21 protein-coding genes are annotated in these 22,573 nt (G+C 56.4%); 10 read left to right on the top strand and 11 right to left on the bottom strand.

The window, feature by feature from the left end; all coding sequences use genetic code 11:
- Window positions 1–101: 101 nt before the first annotated feature.
- Both IEN85_RS13585 and rpsU read left to right on the top strand, forming a co-directional pair.
- On the top strand, window positions 102–2,234 hold the full coding sequence (locus IEN85_RS13585; RefSeq protein ID WP_191617624.1) for an ATP-binding protein: 2,133 nt from the start codon (window positions 102–104) through the stop codon (window positions 2,232–2,234).
- Between the two features lie 48 nt (window positions 2,235–2,282).
- Window positions 2,283–2,480 (top strand): 30S ribosomal protein S21, encoded by a 198-nt coding sequence (gene rpsU, locus IEN85_RS13580; protein WP_008103948.1) that lies wholly within the window; start codon window positions 2,283–2,285, stop codon window positions 2,478–2,480.
- Window positions 2,481–2,665: 185 nt separating this feature from the next.
- Here rpsU and ovoA read toward each other — a convergent pair whose 3' ends face one another.
- Window positions 2,666–4,798 (bottom strand): 5-histidylcysteine sulfoxide synthase, encoded by a 2,133-nt coding sequence (gene ovoA / locus IEN85_RS13575; RefSeq protein WP_191617623.1) that lies wholly within the window; start codon window positions 4,796–4,798, stop codon window positions 2,666–2,668.
- A 218-nt stretch (window positions 4,799–5,016) separates the two neighbouring features.
- Complete coding sequence (locus IEN85_RS13570) at window positions 5,017–5,472, bottom strand: hypothetical protein (RefSeq protein ID WP_191617622.1); 456 nt, start codon at window positions 5,470–5,472, stop codon at window positions 5,017–5,019.
- Between the two features lie 95 nt (window positions 5,473–5,567).
- Between IEN85_RS13570 and IEN85_RS13565 the strand changes: the two genes are divergently transcribed.
- From IEN85_RS13565 to IEN85_RS13535, 7 genes are all read left to right on the top strand, one after another.
- Window positions 5,568–6,083 carry an NUDIX hydrolase gene (locus tag IEN85_RS13565; protein ID WP_191617621.1) on the top strand — a complete coding sequence of 172 codons (516 nt, stop codon included), beginning with the start codon at window positions 5,568–5,570 and terminating at the stop codon, window positions 6,081–6,083.
- 10 nt (window positions 6,084–6,093) lie between these two features.
- Entirely contained in the window at window positions 6,094–6,888 is a 795-nt protein-coding gene (gene lpxA, locus IEN85_RS13560; protein WP_191617620.1) for an acyl-ACP--UDP-N-acetylglucosamine O-acyltransferase, read from the top strand.
- Window positions 6,889–6,894: 6 nt separating this feature from the next.
- Entirely contained in the window at window positions 6,895–7,806 is a 912-nt protein-coding gene (gene pdxA, locus IEN85_RS13555; protein ID WP_191617619.1) for a 4-hydroxythreonine-4-phosphate dehydrogenase PdxA, read from the top strand.
- Window positions 7,807–7,871: 65 nt separating this feature from the next.
- Complete coding sequence (locus tag IEN85_RS13550; RefSeq protein WP_309026549.1) at window positions 7,872–8,249, top strand: HesB/IscA family protein; 378 nt, start codon at window positions 7,872–7,874, stop codon at window positions 8,247–8,249.
- A gap of 140 nt (window positions 8,250–8,389) precedes the next feature.
- Window positions 8,390–9,067, top strand: coding sequence for a translation initiation factor IF-3 (gene infC, locus IEN85_RS13545; protein WP_191617618.1), 678 nt, complete (start codon window positions 8,390–8,392; stop codon window positions 9,065–9,067).
- A 34-nt stretch (window positions 9,068–9,101) separates the two neighbouring features.
- Window positions 9,102–10,226: an N-acetylmuramoyl-L-alanine amidase gene (locus IEN85_RS13540; protein ID WP_191617617.1), complete on the top strand. Its 1,125-nt coding sequence runs from the start codon at window positions 9,102–9,104 to the stop codon at window positions 10,224–10,226.
- A 17-nt stretch (window positions 10,227–10,243) separates the two neighbouring features.
- A complete protein-coding gene (locus IEN85_RS13535; RefSeq protein ID WP_224772622.1) occupies window positions 10,244–10,633 on the top strand; it encodes a fluoride efflux transporter FluC in 390 nt (129 codons plus the stop codon).
- 118 nt (window positions 10,634–10,751) lie between these two features.
- Here the strand turns inward: IEN85_RS13535 and IEN85_RS13530 are convergent, their stop codons facing one another.
- The 6 genes from IEN85_RS13530 to IEN85_RS13505 all read right to left on the bottom strand — a co-directional run bounded on the left by IEN85_RS13530 (window position 10,752) and on the right by IEN85_RS13505 (window position 16,182).
- Window positions 10,752–11,330, bottom strand: coding sequence for a ClpP family protease (locus IEN85_RS13530; protein WP_191617616.1), 579 nt, complete (start codon window positions 11,328–11,330; stop codon window positions 10,752–10,754).
- A gap of 167 nt (window positions 11,331–11,497) precedes the next feature.
- The gene (gene sufT / locus IEN85_RS13525; protein WP_191617615.1) at window positions 11,498–12,076 is read right to left on the bottom strand and encodes a putative Fe-S cluster assembly protein SufT; all 579 of its coding nucleotides are present in this window, start codon (window positions 12,074–12,076) and stop codon (window positions 11,498–11,500) included.
- A 49-nt stretch (window positions 12,077–12,125) separates the two neighbouring features.
- Window positions 12,126–13,454 carry a Fe-S cluster assembly protein SufD gene (sufD, locus tag IEN85_RS13520; RefSeq protein WP_191617614.1) on the bottom strand — a complete coding sequence of 443 codons (1,329 nt, stop codon included), beginning with the start codon at window positions 13,452–13,454 and terminating at the stop codon, window positions 12,126–12,128.
- A 69-nt stretch (window positions 13,455–13,523) separates the two neighbouring features.
- Window positions 13,524–14,933, bottom strand: a complete 1,410-nt coding sequence (sufB, locus tag IEN85_RS13515; protein ID WP_191617613.1) for a Fe-S cluster assembly protein SufB — start codon at window positions 14,931–14,933, stop codon at window positions 13,524–13,526.
- 21 nt (window positions 14,934–14,954) lie between these two features.
- The gene (gene sufC / locus IEN85_RS13510) at window positions 14,955–15,722 is read right to left on the bottom strand and encodes a Fe-S cluster assembly ATPase SufC (RefSeq protein WP_191617612.1); all 768 of its coding nucleotides are present in this window, start codon (window positions 15,720–15,722) and stop codon (window positions 14,955–14,957) included.
- A 40-nt stretch (window positions 15,723–15,762) separates the two neighbouring features.
- A complete protein-coding gene (locus IEN85_RS13505) occupies window positions 15,763–16,182 on the bottom strand; it encodes a Fur family transcriptional regulator (RefSeq protein ID WP_191617611.1) in 420 nt (139 codons plus the stop codon).
- A 404-nt stretch (window positions 16,183–16,586) separates the two neighbouring features.
- On the opposite strand from IEN85_RS13505, the gene IEN85_RS13500 reads away from it, so the two are divergent.
- On the top strand, window positions 16,587–19,289 hold the full coding sequence (locus IEN85_RS13500; RefSeq protein WP_191617610.1) for a tetratricopeptide repeat protein: 2,703 nt from the start codon (window positions 16,587–16,589) through the stop codon (window positions 19,287–19,289).
- On the opposite strand, the gene IEN85_RS13495 is transcribed toward IEN85_RS13500, so the two are convergent.
- The 3 genes from IEN85_RS13495 to IEN85_RS13485 are packed head-to-tail and all read right to left on the bottom strand — an operon-like array spanning window position 19,286 to window position 22,569.
- The gene (locus tag IEN85_RS13495) at window positions 19,286–19,837 is read right to left on the bottom strand and encodes an MOSC domain-containing protein (protein ID WP_191617609.1); all 552 of its coding nucleotides are present in this window, start codon (window positions 19,835–19,837) and stop codon (window positions 19,286–19,288) included. The two genes, IEN85_RS13500 and IEN85_RS13495, sit on opposite strands and share 4 nt — an antisense overlap.
- A 27-nt stretch (window positions 19,838–19,864) precedes the next feature.
- Window positions 19,865–21,877 (bottom strand): hypothetical protein, encoded by a 2,013-nt coding sequence (locus IEN85_RS13490; RefSeq protein WP_191617608.1) that lies wholly within the window; start codon window positions 21,875–21,877, stop codon window positions 19,865–19,867.
- Complete coding sequence (locus tag IEN85_RS13485) at window positions 21,874–22,569, bottom strand: hypothetical protein (protein ID WP_191617607.1); 696 nt, start codon at window positions 22,567–22,569, stop codon at window positions 21,874–21,876. Before IEN85_RS13485 ends, IEN85_RS13490 begins: the two co-directional genes overlap by 4 nt.
- Window positions 22,570–22,573: the final 4 nt, after the last annotated feature.

Below are 22,573 nucleotides of genomic sequence, written 5' to 3'. Positions count from 1 at the left end.
CAGTGTCAGGTCGAAGTCGGGACTCTTTCGGCGCGTGATTGTGGCTTTACTGTAACGCAGTTAGGTTGGCTTTGTTTGTAAAAACGTCGATTTTGTAAGCGATGAATTTCGATCCAATGTTGTCGCCCGCTAGCCGGGAGTTCGAGCTCTACAAGTTGATGGTAGAGCAAGCGTTTCTCGATGGGGACACGCTTTTGTCGGAGGCATCTGAGTTTTTTCAGAAGCTGGACTGTCGCTATGCGGCGGTAGTGAGCGAGGGCGAGGTGCTGGGCGTTTGCAGCCGTTCGCGCATTGGAGCGTTGCTAGGTTCGCAGTTCGGTTTCGCGCTGCACACCCGTTCGCGAGTCAGGGACTTTTTGGAGGAGGGAAGCCTGACGGTAGTGATGGGGGAGCGCTTGGAAGCCATTTTGCTGAGAGCCTTTGCTCGGGAAGAGCGCATGTACTGGCAAGATGTTGTGGTGACGGATCAGGATGGTCGCTATGTCGGATTGCTGCGGGCCAACACTTTGGTGCGCTTGCAGAGCGAGTTGCTTGGGGAGAAAGTCGAGCACTTGGAGGCTCAGAAACGAGCGCTGGAGGAGACGACCGCGGCTTTGAAGCTCTCCAACCAGAATTTAGAGAAAGCGAGGGATGCGGGCTTGCAGGCGGCTCGAGCGAAGTCGGAGTTCCTGGCGGTGATGAGCCACGAAATCAGGACACCGCTCAACGGGGTGATCGGTATGATGACGCTTTTGGGGGACTCTACGCTAGACGCGGAACAGACGGAATTGTTGAGCACAGCAAACCAAAGCGCAGAGGCCTTGCTGTTGATCCTCAACGACATTTTGGACTTCTCGAGATTGGAAGCGGGCAAGTTCGAACTTGAGAAGTCCCGCTTCGAAATTCGCGAATTGGTGGAATCGGTTTTGACGCTGATGCTGGAAACGGCCCATGAGTCGGGTCTGGAGGTGGTTTGCGACATCGATCCGGCGGTCCCGCTAGCGATCGAATCGGATAGCGGTCGTCTTCGTCAGGTATTGGCCAACCTTTTAGGCAACGCGGTCAAGTTCACGGAGAAGGGAAGCGTGCGCGTGAGGGTGAGCTGGGATCGGGCAAGCGATGGAGATCGGCTTCGCTTTGAGATAGAGGACACGGGGATTGGCATTCCCGAAGACGCTCGAGCGAGGCTGTTTCAGCCGTTCATGCAGGCCGACTCGTCTACGACGCGACGCTTTGGCGGTACGGGGCTGGGCTTGGCTATTTGCTCTCAGTTGGCGACGGCATTGGGAGGCGAAATTGGGGTGGAAAGCGAAGTGGGACGAGGTTCGACTTTTTGGTTTACCATCAAGGCGAATCGCTCTGATTGCTCCAAAGACTTATATCCTCCCCTGAAAGCGCCGCGAGAGCAGGTGGCATTGGTCTATTTGAAAAACAAGACTGCTGCGCGCCAAGTGGAGCGGGAATTAGCCTGTCGCAATATCGTAAGTTTGTCTCCTCCAAGCGAGGAGCTCTTCGAAGCGCTTTTGAGGAATTGTTCGACCGGAGTGGATCTGGTGGTTTGCGAAGCTGGTTTTGCTACGGATTTGAGAGGACGCAAGCTGCCCACCCAAGCCTGGATTTCCGTCTATCCGAGTCACGGAGTAAAGTTGACGAAGTCCGACCTTGAGCGACACCACCATGTTTACCTGCCTATTCGCCCGAGCCAGTTTGGTCGGAGCGTGGAGAGGGCCTTGTGGAGAAGTGAAACCTCGCCAGCCTGCTCCGGAGAACCTCAGGTGTCGGAAGCTGGAGATGGCGCGGGGAGGCCTCGAGCTCAGGTGTTGGTGGTGGAAGACAATCCGGTCAATCGCCGGCTTGCCCAGCATTTAGTCAAGAGATTTGGGCATGATTGCCAGCTGGCGATCGATGGGGTGGAGGCGATGGAGATTTGCGAAAGACAGGCCTTCGACCTGATCCTGCTCGATTGCCAAATGCCGCGTATGGACGGTTACGAGTTTGCTCGAAGGTTCAGGGAACGGGAGGCTAAGTCCGGCGGGGAGGCGCCTAGGACCCCGATAGTCGCTTTGACCGCCAATGCCATGCAGGGAGATCGTGAACTCTGCTTTGCGGCTGGGATGGACGCGTATTTGACCAAGCCGCTCAAGAAGGCCTCTTTGAGCGCGACCATTGACATGGCCCTGAGTCGAGTGATGTTCGGCAAGGCGCTTTCAACGGGATCTTGCGAGGTCGGGCGACTGGGCCAGAAAAAGGGTTGACGAAGCGTAAGAAAAGGGCCTTCTTGGGCGTCTTTCAATTTTTCCACCATGGCAATCGAAGTAAAAATCCGCAAAAACGAACCTGTAGAACGTGCGCTCCGCCGTCTGAAGAAGAAGCTCGACCGCGAAGGCGTCATCAAGGACGTACGCGCTAACCGCTACTTCGAAAAGCCTTCGCAAACGAAGCGCCGTCAGAAGAAGGTTGCTGCCTTCAACAACATGATTCGCTGCAAGTACGACAACTAGTCGTCGGCAACGTATACTGAATTTCTAGAAGACGTACCCATGGGGTACGTCTTTTTTTTGTTCTTGAGAATAGGGTGGATTTCGTAGCGCCGAGCTTTAGCCGGCGACCGCAGGCTTTCGATCCTGCAATGCGGTCGAGGGCTGAAGCTCCGCGCTACGGGAAAGCTCTCCTTGCGTGAATTCGCCTACTTTTTCTCCCAAGCAGTTACTTCAACCACGTTGTGGTCGAAGGTGCGGGCGGTTTTGCGGAGAACGTACTCGACATCCTTGCCTTCGCCCAGCTGCTCGAAGTTCGCGGACAACAGCTTTTCGATCGTGTCGCGGGTGGTGACGTTCTCGCCGTCGACTTTGAAGCCGCCGAGCCAGTTTTCCTGTTCGGTTACGCTCTTTTGCCAGTCGTAGGTAGATGCTATGACCAGCAGGCCACCCTTGTTGAGTCGTTCATGCACGGATTCGAGGAATTTCTCTGGATTGTAGGAGCGTTCCAGCAAGGTATCTAGCAGGATCAGGTCGTATCCAGAGTAGATCGACTTCAAATTCGCAAGGTCGCCCTGCATGAAGTCGACCTTTCCGCGAGCTCCGTCGAGTCCGAGCTCTTGAAGGTTCGCTTGGTGGAAGGAAACGATCTCGCCCTCTTCGGGCAAGGTGTACTGCGTATAGCCTTTATCCTTCATTTGCACGCCGATGCGTATCATGCGGGCGCTGAAGTCGATTCCAGTGACCTGCTCGTAGCCGGCTGCCAGTTCGAAGGCGGACCGCCCCGTCTTGCATCCGAGGGCAAGGGCTGTTCCGCGAGTGCGCTTAGTGGCGAGGTCGAGGCAGATTTGGGCAATCCTCTCCGGGTAGTTCGAGACGCCGAAGTATTCTTTGCCGTAGTTGAATTCACAGTACGGTACGACCTCTGGATCTGTTTCCCAGGAGTCGTCAGGGATTTCCACAGGTGCGTCGCTTACGATGTAGCGGAAGCCGGCATGCTGGTAGAAGTGGCGGCGAAAGGCGTAGCGCGAGTCGCGCATGAGCTCGTTGCCTGTGGATATCCACGAGCCGCCTTTGATGATATTGTGTTTCGTATCGAAGGTAGGCGTGGAAAAGTCGTCGTAGAGTGGGTGGATTTCGAAGCCGGCGTAGCCGCGAATGGGGGTTTCGGTGTGTTGCCAAACGTTTCCTACGATATCGTGGAAGCCGTGCTCGAATTCGTGGGTGTCGACGGGCACGGATGAAGCGGGACCTTCAAGGTTGATATTTCCAGGGGCCTTTCCCCATTCTGGGGCGTCGGGCAGCTCGCTGTAGTCAAGAAGTCGATACCACTCTTCTTCGGTTGGAAGGCGAACGGGTTGTCTCGTTTTGGCGGCCTTCCAGTTGCAGAACGCTTTGGCTTCAAGGTAGTTCGTTTCGGCAGGCCAAGACCAGGGCATGTCGATTTCCTTGAGCATGGTACGGAACTTGTAGCTGCCGTCCTCTTGGGGAAGCCAAAAGCGTGGACAGCTAGCTTTCTCGTAGGTTACCCAGTTCCAGCCTTCGTCGGTCCAGTAGTCGCGGGTGGTATAGCCGTCGTCCTCGATGAACTCCAAGTATTCCTTATTGGATACAAGGTACTTGCTCGCAGAAAAGGTCTCGATGTCCTTGGAGTAGCTGCCGTATTCGTTGTCCCAGCCATAGTAGGCATCGTCCCGCGATTTTCCGAGTTTGACCGTTGCTCCCGGAACCTCGATGAGCTCGTTGGAGACGGTTGGGTTGTCGCGGTCGCAAACCTGCCAGGTCGGATGGTTTGCGTCGAGCAGTTTGAGCGGTAGCTGCCGGATCAGCACGGAGCTGGTTTCCAAGTGGATACGCTCGTGTTCTATCCCCATCATGATTGGCCAGAAAGGACTCTCCCAGCCGATGGGTAGAGTAATGGGGAGCGTCGTGATGAGATTGTCGATACAGTCGCGCACCTTGTTGCGGTACTCGCGAACGTCGTCTGGGTCGGGCCACTCGTAGTGGGATTCGTTGAGATCGTCCCAAGACATTTCGTCGACGCCGATGGCGAAGATTGATTCGAAGCTTGGATTGATTCGATCGACTAGTTTGGCCAGCACTAGCTTGTTCATGAAGAACGTCGCGGTATGGCCGTAATAGAAGATGAGCGGGTGGCGGAGGGCGTCGGCTCGAGTGCGGTAAGCGACTTTCTCCAGTAGTGGCTCGAAGAGCGCTTCGTAGGCGTCGTAAGTTTCGTGGAAGTAGCGACGGATCTCTTCGCGTTTTTCTTCCGGATCGCCTTGAGCGAGGTTAACGGTGTAGGGCGTTTTGATCGCGGATGGGGCCGAATTTGTAATCATATAGATAGTCGGTTGGAGTTGCCCTTGTGTACGAACAGGGCAAGAGAGTGGCTGCAGGGGAATCTGCGCGACACCTGTTTGTTGCAGGAACGAGCAACAGCCTAAACCGCAACTATCATGACACAAGGCGGCTTCCTGTTTTTTTGCCGATCGCGGCCAGGGGGCCTTCCGCAAGATCTTGGCAGGGATATTCGCGACCAAGGTCGCTCTCGCGTCGACTAGAAGTCGCTCTCGATTTCGGGGATCTTGTTGTCAGTCTTGACCACGACCACAGGCACCTTGTTTTTGATGGCGATGCTCTGTTCCTTGAGGAAGCGGGCTCCGACTGCTTCGCAGGCTTCGCCTACGGTTTTGCAGGGGTACTTGCGTCCCTTTTTGGAGATATTGTATTCGTAGGTGGCGCGGATGAGCCGGTCCATGGTGTCGCTTACGGGATCGTCTTCTGGGATCTGGGCGACCCAGCCGACGTAGTCTTGATCGGGAATGGTGCCGTTGGGGTCGGAGACGATGAGCACGAACTGCTTTTTGACGGGCGGCTCCTTGTTCGCCTTTTCCGCCTCTGCTTCTGCTGCTGCTTGTTCCTCGATTTGTTTGAGCACTTGCTGGATCATGTCCGGCTCGAGTTGGTTGTTGGTGAGGACTTCGTGGATCAGTTCTACGGAAACTTTTGGCATGGTGTTATTTCGGAGATTTTTTACTCGTGTCGTGGTACGCGCTCTGCTGGCGTTTGTCTCTAACAGCCTTCTCAGATTTCCGCTCCTCCCACTCCATGCAAGAAGATATTTTCGACATCGTCGACGAAAACGATCGGGTCGTCGGCCAAGCTACCCGCTCAGAGGCGCATGCCAAGAAACTGCGGCATCGCGCGGTGCACGTGCTTATTTTTAACAACGAGGGAGAGGTCTTCCTGCAAAAGCGTTCAATGACCAAGGACACTTGGCCGGGCGCTTGGGATTCCTCCTGTTCCGGACATGTGGACAGCGGTGAAGATTACCTGACGGCGGCGTATCGCGAGTTGGAGGAGGAGCTCGGATACAAGCCGGAGCGCGAGTTGGAGATGCTATTCAAGCTGCTTCCTTGCGAGGACACTGGAGAAGAGTTTGTCCACGTCTATCGCGTGACCGGGAATGGACCCTTTCGACTGAATCACGACGAGATCGAAATCGGCGAGTGGAAGCCGATCTCGAAATTGCTGGAGGGGGTTGGCTTTACGCCCGATCGCTACTCGAGCGCTTTGCGATTGATCTTGGTGCGCCTGCAAGCGTTGCAGCTGCTGCCGGTGTGAGCTCTTCTTTATGGCGAAGATTCATTCAAGCGCGATTGTATCCTCCGACGCCAAGATCGGCGAGGCCGTTGAGATTGGGCCCTACGCGATCGTCGAGGGAGACGTAGAGATTGGCGCCGGTTCCAAGCTGGAGGCTCATGCTGTTCTCAAGGACGGAGCCCGTATCGGAAAATCGGTTACGGTTGGAAACTTTGCGGTGGTTGCAGGGCTGCCTCAGGACCTCAGCTTCGATTCTTCAACGCGAACCTTCGCTAAGGTGGGGGACGGTACCACCTTGCGGGAAGGCGTTACGATCAACCGCGCGACCAAGGAGGGCGGCTTTACGCTGGTAGGGGAGAGTTGCTTTGTGATGGCGGCAGCCCACGTAGGCCACGATTCGGTGGTCGGAAACAACGTTGTTATCGGCAACGCGAGTTTGCTTGGCGGTCACGTGAGCGTAGGCGACCGAGCCTTTCTAGGCGGCTGCTCGGGGATCCATCAGTTTTGCCGCATCGGCGAGAGCGTGATGTTTGGCGGGCAGTCTACAGCGACGATGGATGTGGCGCCGTTCACTATATTTGCGGAACGCAATGCCCTGTTCGGCTTGAATCTGGTGGGGCTGCGGCGCCGCGGCTTTTCCAAGGACGCGATCGCTGAACTGCAGCGCTGCTACCGTAAGGTTTTTATGGGTACAGGGAATATGCGAATTTTGGCGTCTGAGCTCTTGGAACGGAGCGAAGCTCTCTCCTCGGAGTCGATTCGCTTCCTTGAGTTTTTCGCAGGTGGGAAGCGCGGTTTCGCCACGCCAAACCGCTCTGTCAAGTAGGGGCCTATGAGACGAATAGCCATCACCTGCGGAGACCCATCTGGACTGGGGCCTGAACTGATCGAAGCGTGTTTGCTGGAAGAGAGCTATGGGGAGGCGGAGTTCGTGGTTTTTGGAAGTCGCTCTTGGTGCGAGAAATTGGAGTCGAAGGGAGAGGGGCGCGTCCGTGGCGTAGCCTTGAGCGATATCGACTTCGCTCCTGGCAAGCCAACGCCCGATGGGGCTCGACTCGCGATCGCTGCGATGGAGGCAGCTGCCAAGAGCTGCTTGGATGGAGAATGCGATGCGGTGGTAACGGGCCCGATCTCCAAGGCCTTGTGCGTGGAGGTGGGCTATCCGTTTCCGGGGCAAACTGAGTTTTTTGCGGACCGTTGGGGTGGAGAGCCGACCATGGCCTTCGTGGGCGAACACTTGAAGCTCTGCTTGGCGACCTGGCACATTCCGCTGGGGGCAGTGCCTGCGGCCTTGGACGAGCGTACATTTAAGCACAGCGTTCGGTCGGCGGCTCATCTCGGGCAGCGTCTGGGCTACGGACGTCCCCGAATTCTGGTTTGCGGACTCAATCCGCATGCGGGCGAGGGGGGCTTGTTGGGCACCGAGGAAATCGACCGTCTGAACCCTTGGCTGCGGGAGCTCCGCGGCGAATTGGAGGCGACGATCGAGGACTGCGTGCCGGGCGATACGGCATTTGGGCGCGCGATGAAGGGACAGGCGGACGTCGTTGTGGCCTTGTACCACGATCAGGGCTTGGCCCCATTTAAGGCGGTGGACTTCGACAGTGGCGTTAACGTGACGCTTGGCCTCAAGCACTTGCGGGTGAGTCCGGACCATGGGACGGGCTTCGAAATCGCGGGAAAGGGGATCGCCAGCAAGGGCAGCGCCCATCATGCGATCCAGCTGGCTTGTCGCATGAAATAGGGAGCTGGTCGGCCGAGATTGAGGCTGGACTTGATTTTGCTCGGAGACGCATCGATATTTCCGCTGTGCCAGAACAACACGCAATTCAGTTGCCCGAGGGGGTTCGCCAAGGGGATGATCGCCTGATCAAGCTCACTGACGCCGCCGTCGCGAAAGTCGCCAAGCTTGCGGAGAAAGAGCCTGATAAGCCTTTTCTGCGAGTGGGAATTTCAGGAGGCGGCTGCAATGGGCTGTCCTACAAGATGCGATTTGTGGAAAACGCCAAGAAAGGCGATATCCTCGTCGATTTCGGCCAGGCTCAAGTCATCGTGGATAGCAAGAGCGCCTTGTACTTGAAGGGGACGCATCTCGACTATTCCAATGCCCTGATTTCCGGAGGATTCAAGTTCAGCAATCCGAACGCGACCTCCAGCTGCTCTTGCGGCGAGAGCTTCAGCGTTTAAGGGAAATCGTGTATCGGGAGCGTTTCAGAGAGCTTTGTCACTTGGATTTCAAGTGTTTAGGCGTAATTAGTGTTGATCATCAGGGGAAAGCCGCGATTAGATGCTGCCTTCATTTGATTTAATCGAAGTACAATTATTGAATGCCAAAGCCACGAGGTAAGCGTAGACCCCCACGTAAATTAGACCCATTCGCCCAAATCAGGCGAAATCACCGAATTCGGGTTCCGAAAATCCGAGTCGTAGGACCGGACGGAAAGCAGTACGGTGTCATGGACACGAAAGAGGCTTTGGAGGTCGCTCAAGGAGCGGGACTCGATTTGGTCGAGGTTGCAGCCCAAGCCCGTCCCCCCGTCTGCCGTATCATGGACTTCGGCAAGTATGTTTACGAGCAGCAGAAGAAGTCCAAGGACAACAAGTCGACTTCGAGCAAGGTCAAGGAAGTGAAGTTCCGCCCACGGGTGGAGCAGCACGACTACGAGACCAAGCTGCGCCGCGCCGAGCTTTTCCTGTCGAAGGGCAACAAGTTGAAGCTTACGCTTTCCTTCCGCGGCCGCGAGATGTCGCACACGGAAATTGGTTTCGAAACCATTCGCCGCGCCATCGCTGACCTGGAAACCATGGGGCATGCGGACAACCAGCCGCGACTGACTGGCAGAAACATAAACGTAATGGTTTCGCCACTACCTGCGAACAAGCGTAAGCCCAAGTTCCTCCGCGAGGACGACGACCACGACGAAATCGAAGCATCCGAGCATCACGACGAGGATCACAGCGACGATGACGTTGACGATGTGGCGGACGACGCTTCCAAGGAGTAGCGGGTCCAGTCCAGATCGCTGAGGTTCCACACGGATGCATCTTTCCAAACGAAGCGGCACGCTCCTATCATTCGGCGTTGCCGCTTCTTTTTTGTTAGGCGGCTGCCAGAGTACCGAATCTGGCAAAGCGGTAGAGCCGGAGGTGTCTGCGATGGAGGAGGCGCCGTCGGACCTGCTAGGAGAAATCCCGCAGGAGGAAGACATTACCAAGTCTCGTGAGGCGGAGCTTCGAGAGCTCGAGGAGGCATTGGCAGCGGAGACCCAACCTAAGTCCCGGGAACCGCGTACCTTGGCTGAACAGGCCAAGTTTTACGGCGCCAAAGCGACCCGGCTCGCGGAAACGAAACAGTGGCGGCTGAGCAAGGGGGATCGTGTATTGTTGCTCAAGGAGGACAGTCGATTCGCTGAGCTCGACGGCGTGAAGGTTATTTTGGACGCCCCTCTCAAGCGAGTGCGGGGCAGTTGGCTGCTCGGCGACAGCGACCGTCGGATCATTCTCAATTCCGCGTTTGGCTCCTCCGAAGCTGGCGGTATTGGCATCGGAACGATCGTCCTAGATCCGGGTCACGGCGGCGTGCATGATGGAGCAAAGAACGAGAGAATCGGGATCCTGGAAAAGGAGCTGGCTCTCGATGTTTCGCTTCGGCTGAAAGGGCACTTGGAGTCGCGTGGTTTCAAGGTCGTATTGACTCGCTATGACGATCGTCACGTTGAGTTGAAGGATCGCCCCGAGATTGCGAACGGTTTGAAGGCAGATCTTTTCTTGAGCGTGCACTTCAATGCAGCGGGCAGGCCCGATCCGCATGGATTGGAGACCTATCTTTTTACGCCGGCCGGGTATCCCAGCAGTTCGGCGACAGAGGTGGGTGACGACGCGGTTCCTCATCCGGCGAACCAGAGAGACCAGCAAAACTTCGAGTTGGCTTACGCCATTCAAAAGTCGATGCTGGCACGGCTGGGACGCGAGGACCGTGGCGTTAAGAAAGGGCGTTGGGCAGTGCTCAAAACTTTGAATTGCCCAGGCTCTCTCGTGGAGTGCGGATTTGTATCGAACGACGACGAGGCCCTTCTGATCAGTACGGCGGGCTACCGCGAGCGTGTTGCTCAGTCTCTTTTTGAGGCGATTCTAAGCTACGCGGGCGTGGAGTCGGACAGCTAGGCGGGAAGGCTTCTGGAATGGACTTGAAAGCTATCCTTTTTGTCGGTCTCGGCAGCGCCTTGGGGGGAAGCTTTCGTTACCTGACGGTGATTTGGGTGGATCGGAAGGCAACGGGTGATTTTCCCTTCAGCGTTTTGGTGGCCAATGTGGTCGGATCTTTTTTGATCGGACTGTTGCTCCCTTTGTATTCAAAGTTTGGATGGGGCAAGGACGAGGCGGTTCCGCTCTTCTTGTCCTTTGGTTTGCTGGGAGGCTATACGACGTTCTCCACGTTTTCGTTGCAGACGTTGAAGCTCTTGCAAGGCGGCTACTATGGACTTGCGGGATTGAACGCGGCTGGAAGTTTTTTCGCCTGCTTGCTGGCAGTGTTTTGCGGCTGGAAACTGGGACAGCTTTTTTGGGGCTAGGGTAGCCTTTGTTCCGGTTGAATGGACGCTGGCTGAAGCTCAGCGCTACGGGACAAAAAAAAGCCGCGCTCCATTGTATGGATACGCGGCTTGGGAAAGTTGAAGCTTTTTCCGTAGGCTAGATCTTGTCGATGATCTTGTCGGCGAGGCCGTAGTCGATGGCCTCCTGAGCGCTCATGTAGAAGTCGCGATCGGTATCGGTCTGGATCTTGTCAAGCGGTTGGCCGGATGCCTCGGAGAGGATGCGGTTGAGCTCTTCGCGGGTCTTTTCCATGTCTTGGGCGAAGATGTGGATGTCGACCGCTGGGCCTTGGAACTGTCCGCCGATGAGCGGCTGGTGGATGAGAACCTTGGCGTGCGGGTAGAGGAGGCGATTGCCCTTCTTGGGAGCGGAAAGGAGGATGGAGCCCATGGATGCGGCGAGGCCGGTCACGACGACGGTCACTTCCGAGGAAATGAGCTTGATGGTGTCGTAGATGGCGAGACCTGCAGTTACGGAACCGCCGGGTGTGTTGATGTAGAAGGTGATGTCCTTGCCAGGAGCGTCGGCCTCGAGGTAAAGGAGTTTTTCGGTGACGTCCTTGGCGGACTCATCGGACACCTGTCCCCAGAGGAAGATCTTACGCTCTTCCAGGAACTTCTTCTGGATTTGCGAGCCGACTGGAGATTCTGATGATTTTTCTTCTTTTTTGGGCATCTTATGAAAATTGGTTTTAGGTGTTGGTAGCCAACAAGCTGCGATTGGCAAGGAATTCGGCGAAAAAGGCGAGAACTGAAGTTCCCGCCTTAGGCTAGAAATCGCGTGACAACAGTCTTCGCTCGACGAGCAAGCTACGCCCGTCAGGAGCGCGCTCCCGCTTTGGCCTAGACGAGGCCGAGGATCATGCGGCCTTCTTCGCTGATCATGCTTTGGTCCCAAGCCGGTTCCCAGACGAGGTTGACCTCGGCTTCGTCGGCTCCGGGAACGAGCAGGATCTTGCTCTTGGCGTCCTCGGCGATAGCTGGACCCATACCGCAACCGGGCGCCGTAAGGGTCATCTGCACGACGACCTTGTTGGCGCTGTTTTCGGTTTCCTCGACGACCATGGAGTAGACGAGGCCGAGATCTACGATGTTTACCGGAATTTCCGGATCGTAGACATTGCGGAGCTGCTGCCATATGGCTTCCTCGTCTGGCGTTTCGCCGGAGGGTTCCGCCTTCTTTTGGGCGGCAGCTTCCTGAGCGGCGGCCTGTTCTGCAGCGATGTCGGATCCGAGAGCGTCAGCGTCGCGACCGTCGATGCGGGCGAGCCCGTAGTCGGTCATGACGGTGTAGCTGCCGCCTAGCTGCTGGGTGATGTGTACCTTCGAGAGAGCGGGGAGCTGGATAGGCTCGCCGCTTGGAATTTGTACCGCTTCAACCTCGCGAGTGAGGCTGCGTTGCTGCTGCTCTTCTGTGTGCATGATTTGCTATTAGCTATCGTTGATCTGTGTCTGCGTGACAAGCACGCATCTACTTGGACCGGCGCTTGAACTTGTTTTGGATGATCTGGCGGGCGTTTTCCGCGACAGTGTCGCAGGAAATGCGCTCGAGGATCTCCTCGAAGAAACCGTAAACGATTAACTCCTGAGCTTTCTCGCGCGGGATGCCGCGAGCGAGCATGTAGAAGATTTCCTCGTCTTCGATTTGGGACGTAGTTGCTCCGTGGCTACACTTCACGTCGTTGGCGTCGATTTCCAGGCCAGGCAGGGAGTTCGCTTCCGCGGTGCCGCTGAGCAGCAGGTTGCGGTTGGTTTGGTAAGCGTCGGTTTGCTGGGCGCCGGGATCGACCTTGATCAATCCGGAGAATATGGTGCGAGCGTCGTCGATGAGGGCATTCTTGAAAAGCAGGTCCGAAACCGCGTGCGGGGCGGAGTGGGTCTGCAAGGTGCGCTGGTCGATTTCCTGCTCGTTGTCGGCGACGGCGAGGGAGAGCATTTCCACTTTGGAACCCGGGCCTTTGATCTGGCCGTGGGTTTCGGAGCGGTAGCGCTTGCAGCCGACGTTGACGCTGATCGTCTTAACGTTGGAGTCCTTGCCGGCGACGTTGGAGTTGAGCTGGAAGCCGAGTGTCTGCTCGTTGAAGTTTTGTAGCAGCGTGTAGTCGACGGTGGAGCCCACGCCAGCGAAGATATGGTTCACTCCGCAAGAGAAGGCGGCTGCGTCCTCGGTGGCGGAAAGGTTGGCTTCGACCAACTTCACCTTCGCGAAATCCTCGGTGATGACGAGGGTGTGCGGGAAGATAGCGGAACCGGCGTTGATGCTCCAGTTGTAGACGACGAAGGCATCCTCGATTTCGACGCCCTTGGGCACGTAGAGCAGGGCACCGTTTTCCATGAAGGCCTGATGCAGCGCGGCGAACTTCTCGGATCCAAGATCGGCCTCCTGCTTCATGAAGTAGTCCTTCACGATGTCGGCGTGCTTAGCGACCGCCTCGCGGAAGGGGGCCCAGATGACGCCCTTTTCTGCGAGCTCGGGCGAGATGCGGTCGGCCTGCAGCGTTTGGTCGTCGCCGAAGACGAAGCGTCCGGAGAAGTTTTCGATGAAGTTAGAGTGGGCCACCAAACCAGCGGCGTCGCTGATGCTGGGCAAGGCGGCGAACTTGACGTCCTGCAGCTCCAGTCCTTTCACGGTGGCGAAGCGCCAAGGCTCGTCGCGGCGCGTGGGAAGGGCGATGCTTTCGAAGGTTTCGAAGGCTTCGGTCTTGCTGCTTTTCCACCATGCGGGAGCTGTATCCAGATCTTCGATATGGCGATTGAATGCCTCTTTGATCGGATTGATCGCGTCGCTGCTTTCGCTCATGGGTGTGTCTGTTGTAAGTGAACTCACTAGGTATTTGAAAATTGGAGATTCAAAAATTGAAGATGCGGACTATCCGACGGAGCCTTCCATTTCCAGTTCGATGAGGCGCTTGAGCTCGACGCTGTATTCCATGGGGAATTGGCGCGTCAGGTCATTGACGAATCCGTTGACGCTCAGGCTCATGGCTTCGCCTTCGCTGAGGCCGCGCTGCTGCATGTAGAAAATCTGCTCAGCGGAAACCTTCGAAACGGAGGCTTCGTGCTGTACGGCGTTTTTGTTGCCGCGCACGGTGATGGCCGGGTAGGTGTCGGTGCGGGAGTTGTCGTTGATGAGCAGGGCGTCGCACTCGGTGTTGTTCTTGCAGCCCTTGAGGTTCTTGGGCATGTGAACTTGGCCACGGTAGGTTGAGCGACCTTGGCCGACGCTGATGGACTTGGAGATGATGTTGCTGGTGGTTTCGTCCGCCGCGTGGATCATCTTGGCTCCGGTATCCTGATGCTGTCCGTCGTTGGCGAGGGCGATGGAGAGTACTTCCCCGCGAGCCTTCTTGCCCTTCAGGACGACGCCTGGGTACTTCATAGTGAGGCGGCTGCCGATGTTGCAGTCGATCCACTTGACGGTAGCGCCCTCGTGGGCGATGGCGCGCTTGGTCACGAGGTTGAAGACGTTGGAGGACCAGTTCTGTACGGTTACGTACTCGATCTTGGCGCCCGGCATGGCAACGAGCTCTACGACTGCGGAGTGCAGGGTCGCGGTGTCAAACTTAGGCGCGGTACAGCCTTCCATGTAGGTGACTTCGGAGCCTTCGTCGGCGATGATGAGCGTGCGCTCGAACTGGCCGAAGTTTTCCGCGTTGATGCGGAAGTAGGCTTGTAGCGGATGGCTGACCTTTACGCCTGGCGGAACGTAGATGAAGGAACCGCCGGAGAAGACGGCGCTGTTGAGGGCGGAGAACTTGTTGTCGCCGGTCGGGATGACCTTGCCGAACCACTTCTTGAAGATTTCAGGGTGCTTCATGAGGCCTTCGGTGGATCCCATGAAGATGACGCCCTGCTTGCCGACGCTCTCCTTGATATTTGAATACGCGGCTTCCGAGTCGAACTGGGCTTCCACGCCGGCGAGGAACTTGCGTTCGTTTTCCGGAATGCCGAGGCGTTCGAAGGTTTGCTTTACGTCGTCGGGAACGTCATCCCAAGAGCGTGAGGCTCTGTTGGCTCCAGCTAGGTAGTAGCGGATCTTGTCAAAGTCGATGTTCTCGAGGTCCTTGGTTGCCCAGTTGGTGGGCATGGGCTTGGACTCGAAGACCTTGAGGGCGCGCTTGCGGAAGTCGCGGATCCATTGGTCCTCCTCTTTGACGTCGCAAATGTAGTCGATAACTTTTTCGGAAAGGCCGATACCGGCGTCATACTTGTGACTTTCGGCGAAGCGGAAATTTCCTTTCTCGCGATCGACTTCGATCTCTGAATTTGGTGTAACCATAATCTTGGTACGGTTGAATTTTTACGATGCGGCGGCTTCGCCGGCGAGTTCCTTGACCCACTCGTAGCCTTTGCTTTCGAGCTCGAGGGCAAGTTCCTTGGGGCCGCTCTTGACGATGCGGCCGTCGTACATGACGTGAACGACGTCGGGTACGATGTAGTCGAGGAGGCGTTGGTAGTGAGTGATGACGAGGGCGCCGAGCTCAGGGCCGCGCATGGCGTTGACGCCTTCGGAAACGATCTTGAGGGCGTCGATGTCTAGACCGGAGTCGGTTTCGTCGAGGACGGCGTATTTCGGGTTGAGCATCGCCATTTGGAGAATTTCGCAGCGCTTCTTTTCGCCGCCGGAGAATCCGTCGTTCACGGAACGGGCGGTGAACTTGCGGTCGATTTTGAGCATGTCCATCTTGGCGTAGAGTTCCTTGTAGTACTCGGGAGCGTTGAGTTCCTCGTCGTCGGGGAGACGAGCGTTGAGGGCGGCGCGGATGAAGTTGGCAATGGTGACGCCTGGGATTTCCATCGGGTACTGGAAGGCGAGGAAGAGGCCGGCGCGGGAACGTTCGTCCGCTTCGAGCTCGAGGATGTTTTCACCGTCGATGTAGACCTCGCCGCTGGTGATTTCGTAGTCGGGATGCCCGGCGATGGCCTTGGCCAGCGTGCTCTTGCCGGTGCCGTTTGGACCCATGATGGCATGCACTTCGCCTTTGGGAACGGTGAGGCTGAAGTCTTTTAGGATCTGCTTGTCGCCGATGCTTACGTTGAGGTTCTTGATTTCGAGTGTATTGCTCATGGTTTTGAAACTGTTATTCGATTGCTGGTTGCGGGTGTCTTTATCTGGCGGCTTTTCCGCGGAAGGTGATGTCGATGGAGCTCACGTCGAAGCCTTCGGGCAGGAGGTGGGTGAGCTGGGAAATGGTGGCCGGGTCGAGTTGCACGTCGTAGATGGTGCCGGACTCGTTGTCGTGGAAGTGGGCGTGCTCGGTGAGGTTGGGGCAGTAGCGGGTCGACTCGCGCTCGAGGTGGACCTGCTTGACGAGGTCGCACTGCACGAGGGTGTCGAGGCAGTTGTAAACGGTTGCGAGCGAGATGGTTGGCATCTCTTGCTTGGCCCGGGCGAAAATTTCGTCGGCAGTGGGGTGGTCGCGCTTGGACAGGATCGCATCGTAGACGATCTCGCGTTGGCGAGTCGAACGAAGACCGGAAGCGGCCAGCTTCTGGTGCAGGATCTCTGATCTGACTTCGTTGTTCATTTTGGATTTCGGCGGCGTTGCTTATTTAGAATAACTCTAAGTCGCAGTATCGAAATGGAATAATTCTAAATATCAAGTGAAATTTGGAATCGTTCCAATTAAAGGAGAGAAGGGTGTTTATTTTGCACTCCTTCGTGCGGACGGCTGGGAGGTCCTTTGAGGTAAGTTTTTGGGAGGCGCCCAATAGGGGAACTGTTGTCACGTGCCCCTTCAGGAGAGGCTACGGAAGAGGGCGGGGGACCTTGTGATCGTTCGCGTTGGCTGCAGGTGGTTTAGATGGTGGCGAAGGGATGATTTCGCTGGGATTCCGAGGTGCGGCTGGCTAGATTCTAGCTGAGCCTCCTCTTCGTATGCTGAATTCTGTCCGCGTCTTTTTTTGCAAATTAGCCTTTCTTGGTTCGCTGGTGTCGTTCGCCACTGGACAGGTCGAAACGGAAGTCGACATTGCGGATTTCGAGTTTCGCCACCGAGAGGCCTTGGAGCTCTTGTCCACGGGAGAAGCGGAGGACCTAGATGCTGCAGTGAAGCAGCTGAAGCGACTCGCGGTCGAGGGACACGCTCGTTCCCAATACTTTTTGGCCCAGCTCTATCTGGAAGGCTACGGACTCGCCCAAAATTTGGAACAAGGCAAAAGATGGCTTCAGCGAGCTGCGGAAGGGGGGAACCCGATCGCGGCCTTGCAATGGGCAGAGTTTCTTTTCGGAGAAATAGACGAGGAGGAGGGGGCCTCCTACGGACAAATCGTGGATTTGCTGCAATCTGTGGTTTCGCCCGAGGCCCAATCGCAAGTTTCGCCGGAAGACTTTGGACTCTTTCGTCGGAGCAAGTCGCGAGCCAGCTATCTGCTGGGAGTTCTTTACTTGAACGGATGGGGAGTTGCGGAGGACAAGAATCGCTCTTTGGAACTTATGTTGGATGCCTCGCGGACGGGGGACAAGGACGCCACCATGACGCTGGCGATCGCTTACGCGAAGGGGGAAGACGTCGAAAAGGACGTGACCCGCTCCAAGGAGTTTTTCGAGCTCTACGATCTGCAGTCCATCGACGAGGTAAATCGATCGATGGAGTCCTATTTCGCCGGTTCGGAAGACGCGGGGGACCGGCAAAACTTGTTGGAAACGAGCCGGCAATTCAGCGATGTCGTCTCCGAGATGGTGACGGCGACCCAGCTGGCTTTTGCCCTAGAGGTGTTGGACGAGCAGAGCGAAGACTACGATCCGGAGTTTGCAGCGACGCTCCTGTCGATGGCGGCGGAAAACGGGAACGAAGAGGCGAGGCTGAGGCTCGGAGTGCTATACCATCGGGGCATAGGGGTTGAAAGGGATCTGGGGATCGCCGCCTCGCATTTTGAGCGCGGAGCCGAAGAGGACTGGGTCCTGTCGCTCTACAACCTCGCGGCGATGATCGGCGCCGGAGAGGCGAAAGCTCCGGAGGGGGCCTCCGTATCCACCCTTTTGCAGCGGGCTGCGGATCAAGGGCTGTACGTCGCAGAACTCGCCTTGGACGAATCGCCGAAGCTCGCCCCTTTGAGTCCGGAGGAAGCTAGGGACCTTTGCCTTGAGGCGGCTGAGAGAAGCGATGGTAGGGCCCTCTACAGTCTGGGGCTAAGGAAAAGCGTGGGATGGTTGGTAGAAGTCGAAACCGACTTATCGAAGGTGCTTGAGCTTTACGTGAAATCGTCGAACCAAGGATTTAAGCGGGCCCAGCATTTGGTGGGCATCATGCGCATGAGCGGCGAAGGGGTGCCCTTCGATCCCGTCGGCGGTTTCGAGCTCGTGCGAAACGCTGCCTACCAGGGTTTGCCGGAAGCCGTGTTTACCTTGGGACAGTGTTACTTAAGTGGGATGGGCGTAGAGGCAAACGTCCACAAGGCTTACGAACATTTCGAGCGTGCCGCTGCCTTGGGATACCAAAACGCTTACAATCGACTCGCGGCGTTTCACTTCACCGGGATTCTGGTTCCAAAAAACGAATACAAGGCAGCTGAGCTTTACCTCAAGGCGGCTGGAGCGGACGATCCTGAAGCAGCCCAAAATCTTGGAAATTGCTACCTGCAGGGAGTAGGGGTGAGCATGAGCACGAAGGAAGGGATTCGTTGGATCGCGAAGGCGGCAGAATTGGGAAACTTGGCGGCATGTTACCAGCTTGCTGACATCTACCGGGCAAACCTCCTTGTCGACAGCGATGAAGTCGAGGTGGCCTTTTGGATGGAGAAAGCGGCCGAGCTGGGAGACAAAACAGCGATGAGGGAAACCGCATTCAATTACTATCTCGGGCGCGGCCATCCTAAAAACAAAGGTAAAGCTGCCCATTGGCTTGATCTCTACATGAGCCATCCTGCTCCAGTCGCTGGGGGATCGCTGTATTATCCTGGCGAATACGAACCGATTGAGGTGGTAGAGTCCTTTGATCCTGGGGACTATGCGGCGATGTTGCTGCAAGCGGATTTGTATTCCGAATTGAATTGGACGGGAACGGATAGAAAGGAAGCGCGTCGTATTCTGGAGCGACTTATTGCAAAGGATTCGATGGCAGCCAAACTGCGTTTTTGCCGCCTTTGCCTAGAAGAAGAGTCAAAGGGACGTGATGCGAAGAAGGCGCTTTCCTATCTCAGGAAAATTTATGAACAGAACCGGGACAGCGCCTACGAAGGACTCAGGACCTATGCCGCCCAGTCAGCTCGTTTGTTGAGCCAGTATTACGGGAAAGGGTACGGATTGTCTGTTAGCGAAAGCCAGAGCGAGAAGTGGCTGGAGAATTCAGCGCTTCTAGGCGACTTGGATTCCCAGCGAGAGCTTGGCAAGCTGTTGAGCGAGAAGGGAAGCGCTAGGGGGGCAGGTATCGCTTGGTTTCTCAAAGCAGCCCGTGCGGGCGACACCTTTTCGCGGCTGACGATCGCTCGTCTCAATTTGGATAGTCCGATTGCGGCGATTGAGAAGGATGTGATTGTCGAATGGCTGAAGCGATTGGTGGACGATGGTTCCGGCGAGGCTCGCTTGTTGTTGCGCAAGTATGGGGTTCGCTACAAGGAGCAGGATCGCAGAGCCGTAGACCCGGACCCGGAGGAGCCGGAATTCGACCCTTGGGCTCCGGTCGGAGCCGCTTAGGCTTTTTGGATTTTATCGGTAAGGGTGACCTCTCCGGCCTGGACAACACGACAGAGGATTCCGCGAAAGCGGTGCTCTTTGTTTTCCGGGAGATTGATCCACTTTATGGAGTCGCTTCCGTGACGTTCGTTCCATTTCGAGCAAGCGGTGTTGAACACGTCGCTCACCTCGATGATGGCGCTGCCGATTTGCAGGCGCTGTCCGACCGGGAGGTTGGATTCGGAGAAATCCATGTCGGCGATGATATTGTCGCCGGGGTAGGTCATGCCGTCTGGATCTCTTCGGATGAGCTGGAGAACGCGGGACCCGAGCAAGCAAACTTGGATCCTTGGGTCAGGTTTTCCATCGATCGTGTACATCCAGGTTTTGCGTATCCATCGATCGCCTACGACCCCTTGCTTGGGGTCTAGCTGCAGAGAAGAGACGAAGCTTCGCTCGCCGAGTTCGGGACGAAGGCATAGGGTGAGGATTGGAGCGTTGTCCTTGGGGGCAGCAAGCACCCAATCGCGGCGTGCGTTGAGGAATTCGAGCGTTGCGTGTTGTGACATTTGGATCCTTTCTCGCGGGCGAGCCGATTAGCCTTTAAGGGAGGTGCTTTCTATCTGTGAGCGAAGGGCGCTCTCCAGCGCGGTGAGCCAGGTGGAAATAAAAGTATCCATGGACTCCTGCTCGCTGCGAAGTTTGTTCAGACATTGGTTGAGCGTTTGGAAAATGGACCCTGCATTGCTGCTGGGGTGAGGCTTGGTGTAGTGGATCACTTTGAGTAGGTTTGTGATTTGTTTGATGATCCGTATCCGTTGAGCTTCTACGTTTTGCACCTCTTTCTCTTGGATCAGGCGAATGCTTCGAGCGTGGAAAGCAAGTCCTTGGGCAAGCCATTCCAGATAGTCTTCCTTTTTTAGGGTACCGCTCGCGCAAGCGGTGAGCAAGGCGCTGGCGAGGTCGTTCGCACCCTCCGGGTAGTCAGTCTGGGAGGGGTGCAGTTGAGCGACTTGCTCGGTTAAATCGTCAGTGGCGTTGGGCCTTTCGGCTGCTGTTTTGCCGAATAGGAGTAAGTGGCCGCATGCAGGGATCTCTTTGAATCGCCCCATCAAGGCGTAGAGGAGAATGAGATTGGCGATGGAGTAGTGGCCAGCTGATCCGGTTGCGCTCGCGAAAACCTCCTTCATTTCCGATTCCGCTTGTATCCAAAGCTTGGAGGCAGCTTCTGAGTGGAGCAGTCGATCCCCACTGAAAGCCTTCAAGCGAATCTCTGCGTCGGGATCTCTACTTAGCAGGGCTCCCAACCACATCGACACATAGGCTCGATTGCCTGAGCTAAGCTCCACGATCCTAGGCATCCGCTTCTCTTTAGCGACTTGGATAGCCAGGGTGTATTGATCGTAGGCGTCTGCGTAGGAGCTTGCAATCTCCCTCGGAGACTGGGGATTTTGCAGGCCTATCTGCTCGAGGCTGTGCAGCGAGAAAGCGAATTGGTGAATGGCGATGGGGGAGTCCTTGAGGAGCTTTACGGCTTGCTTCGCTTTTAGCTGGTTGTCGCGAGCGATGAGGATGGCTTGTTCCTCGTTGTCGTACTTGCCGATGCGATGGAGCCATTGGTTGGTGATGAAGCAGAGGAGGGCAGTGGCGAGGCCTTTGTATTTGGCTCGTTGGGACTTGGAGGGAAGGAGCTCCCTTTCCTCGCAGAGTTGCAGGACGTGGGTGAGACGCAGTTTCGAGCGTTCTAGGTAGGCGGTGTTCGTTCTCCGGTAGGCGTTCATCGCAGCGAGGTAGAGTTCCGCCAGTATGAAGTCCGGATCTTCTTGTAGGGCTAGACGAAACTGCTGGGCTGCCTCCTCGAATTCCTCGCTGTCTGTCTCGCCTGTTTTGTAGATCTTTTCCCAAATGCGGAAGGCTTGGTCGTAGTGTCGAAATGCGGCGTAATTGGAGGTGAGCTCCGTGGCATTCATCTCGTGGTACATCCGGCAGGCCGCTTCGCGTAGGCAGCTTTCCAGCTCGGGATCGTCTACTTGGATGTCGTGCGTGAGGTCGTTCTGGGAAAAGGTATGAAGGCTTACGTTTCCGTCAGGATGAACGGCGATGGAGACGCGGAAGGAGCGCTTGCTGACTGCTCCTTTCAATGGTTTGGAGAGCACTGAAATGAGATTGCTTTGCAGCGGAAAGGCGTACTCCACGAAATCGAGGACCTTGTCGATGGCAGTGGGTTCGTTGCGGGCTGACTTGTCGATCTGCCGAAATTCGCTGGCGAATGCCTTCACGAAACCGATTTCGTAGCCCTCCGAGAGTCGGTTGAGTTCGTCTTTTAGGATTTGGTTAGCTCTCTTGAAGTCGCCGCCGAGCGCTTCTTTGGTGCCGGGGGCGAAGAAGTAGAGGATGTGTTTGCGGTAGCGGAAAGCGCGGAGGCCGATGGAGCCAAGGTAGAGGGCGATGAGTCCGTAGAAGGTATATTTGACGTAAGCGGACTGGGGGCCGAATTCGACTGCCAAGAGGCCGAGCACGAGCGTCACGATGAGGACGTTGCGCAGCGTTGGCAGGGCCTTGCCCTTCCAGAAGGATTTGGGGGACGCGGGGCGCTGTTGGGAGCTCATGGCTGCTTGAAGTTAGCTTGGAGGAAACCTGACTCCCTTTCCCAGCGCTGGATGCTGGTGCGCCCGTCGCCAAGATAGGTCGAATCGAGGAAATACTGTAAGAAGTCTATGGATACGTTCTCCGCTCCGTCACGGCAGGTTTTGTGGTATTCCGGTAGCGGAGGGCTATCGGCGGTGAAAGGGTGGTGTTCAGATGGTCCGCTTGCTGGGCAGTCGAGAGTGTAGGCGATGCGGTAGGGCTCTTGCGGCGCGTTCCAGCGAAAGGCTGGAACCGGCTTTAGATCGTAGGCGAACTCCCGTTCGCGAAAAGCGGGAATGTCCTCCAGGAAAATGCGGGTGAGGATACCATTGAAGCGATCTTCCCTCTTGTAGGTGGCTTTGCTGTCGAGGGCTGCGAAGTTGCCGGTTTTGTTGTAGCGCTTCTTGAGGAAGGCCGCTGGAAAGCGGTAGGAGTATTGGCGTCTTGCTCCGTAGACGATCGCTGGCTCGCGGGCTGCTCGGTCGGAGGTGTCGATGGTGCGAGCGGCGGATCCGAGTGAAAGCAGGCTGCCGTATCCGACGAGCCAGAACGAATCCTGGCCCTTATTCTTGAGCGCCAATTCCAAGGAATCCCAAGGGTAGGCGTAGGAAGCGGCGCTTTGGGCATCGTCGATCGCGGCTTGGATTCGGCTTTCGGATATTTTTGGATACATCGAT

This window comes from Pelagicoccus enzymogenes, assembly GCF_014803405.1.
GTDB classification, from domain to species: Bacteria; Verrucomicrobiota; Verrucomicrobiia; order Opitutales; family Opitutaceae; genus Pelagicoccus; species Pelagicoccus enzymogenes.
Note: the sequence above shows the minus strand (reverse complement) of the source record. Positions and strands in the feature narration are given on the sequence as shown.

Excerpts from the sequence above, each read along its gene's own strand:
- IEN85_RS13495 (WP_191617609.1), bottom strand. The coding sequence starts at position 19,837 with ATGTCACAACACGCAACGCTCGAATTCCTCAACGCACGCCGCGATTGG.
- IEN85_RS13485 (WP_191617607.1), bottom strand. The coding sequence starts at position 22,569 with ATGTATCCAAAAATATCCGAAAGCCGAATCCAAGCCGCGATCGACGAT.
- sufC (WP_191617612.1), bottom strand. The coding sequence starts at position 15,722 with ATGAGCAATACACTCGAAATCAAGAACCTCAACGTAAGCATCGGCGAC.
- sufT (WP_191617615.1), bottom strand. The coding sequence starts at position 12,076 with ATGCACACAGAAGAGCAGCAGCAACGCAGCCTCACTCGCGAGGTTGAA.
- IEN85_RS13535 (WP_224772622.1), top strand. The coding sequence starts at position 10,244 with ATGGACTTGAAAGCTATCCTTTTTGTCGGTCTCGGCAGCGCCTTGGGG.
- sufB (WP_191617613.1), bottom strand. The coding sequence starts at position 14,933 with ATGGTTACACCAAATTCAGAGATCGAAGTCGATCGCGAGAAAGGAAAT.
- IEN85_RS13565 (WP_191617621.1), top strand. The coding sequence starts at position 5,568 with ATGCAAGAAGATATTTTCGACATCGTCGACGAAAACGATCGGGTCGTC.
- infC (WP_191617618.1), top strand. The coding sequence starts at position 8,390 with ATGCCAAAGCCACGAGGTAAGCGTAGACCCCCACGTAAATTAGACCCA.
- ovoA (WP_191617623.1), bottom strand. The coding sequence starts at position 4,798 with ATGATTACAAATTCGGCCCCATCCGCGATCAAAACGCCCTACACCGTT.
- IEN85_RS13505 (WP_191617611.1), bottom strand. The coding sequence starts at position 16,182 with ATGAACAACGAAGTCAGATCAGAGATCCTGCACCAGAAGCTGGCCGCT.
- sufD (WP_191617614.1), bottom strand. The coding sequence starts at position 13,454 with ATGAGCGAAAGCAGCGACGCGATCAATCCGATCAAAGAGGCATTCAAT.
- pdxA (WP_191617619.1), top strand. The coding sequence starts at position 6,895 with ATGAGACGAATAGCCATCACCTGCGGAGACCCATCTGGACTGGGGCCT.
- rpsU (WP_008103948.1), top strand. The coding sequence starts at position 2,283 with ATGGCAATCGAAGTAAAAATCCGCAAAAACGAACCTGTAGAACGTGCG.
- IEN85_RS13585 (WP_191617624.1), top strand. The coding sequence starts at position 102 with ATGAATTTCGATCCAATGTTGTCGCCCGCTAGCCGGGAGTTCGAGCTC.
- IEN85_RS13490 (WP_191617608.1), bottom strand. The coding sequence starts at position 21,877 with ATGAGCTCCCAACAGCGCCCCGCGTCCCCCAAATCCTTCTGGAAGGGC.
- lpxA (WP_191617620.1), top strand. The coding sequence starts at position 6,094 with ATGGCGAAGATTCATTCAAGCGCGATTGTATCCTCCGACGCCAAGATC.
- IEN85_RS13570 (WP_191617622.1), bottom strand. The coding sequence starts at position 5,472 with ATGCCAAAAGTTTCCGTAGAACTGATCCACGAAGTCCTCACCAACAAC.
- IEN85_RS13540 (WP_191617617.1), top strand. The coding sequence starts at position 9,102 with ATGCATCTTTCCAAACGAAGCGGCACGCTCCTATCATTCGGCGTTGCC.
- IEN85_RS13530 (WP_191617616.1), bottom strand. The coding sequence starts at position 11,330 with ATGCCCAAAAAAGAAGAAAAATCATCAGAATCTCCAGTCGGCTCGCAA.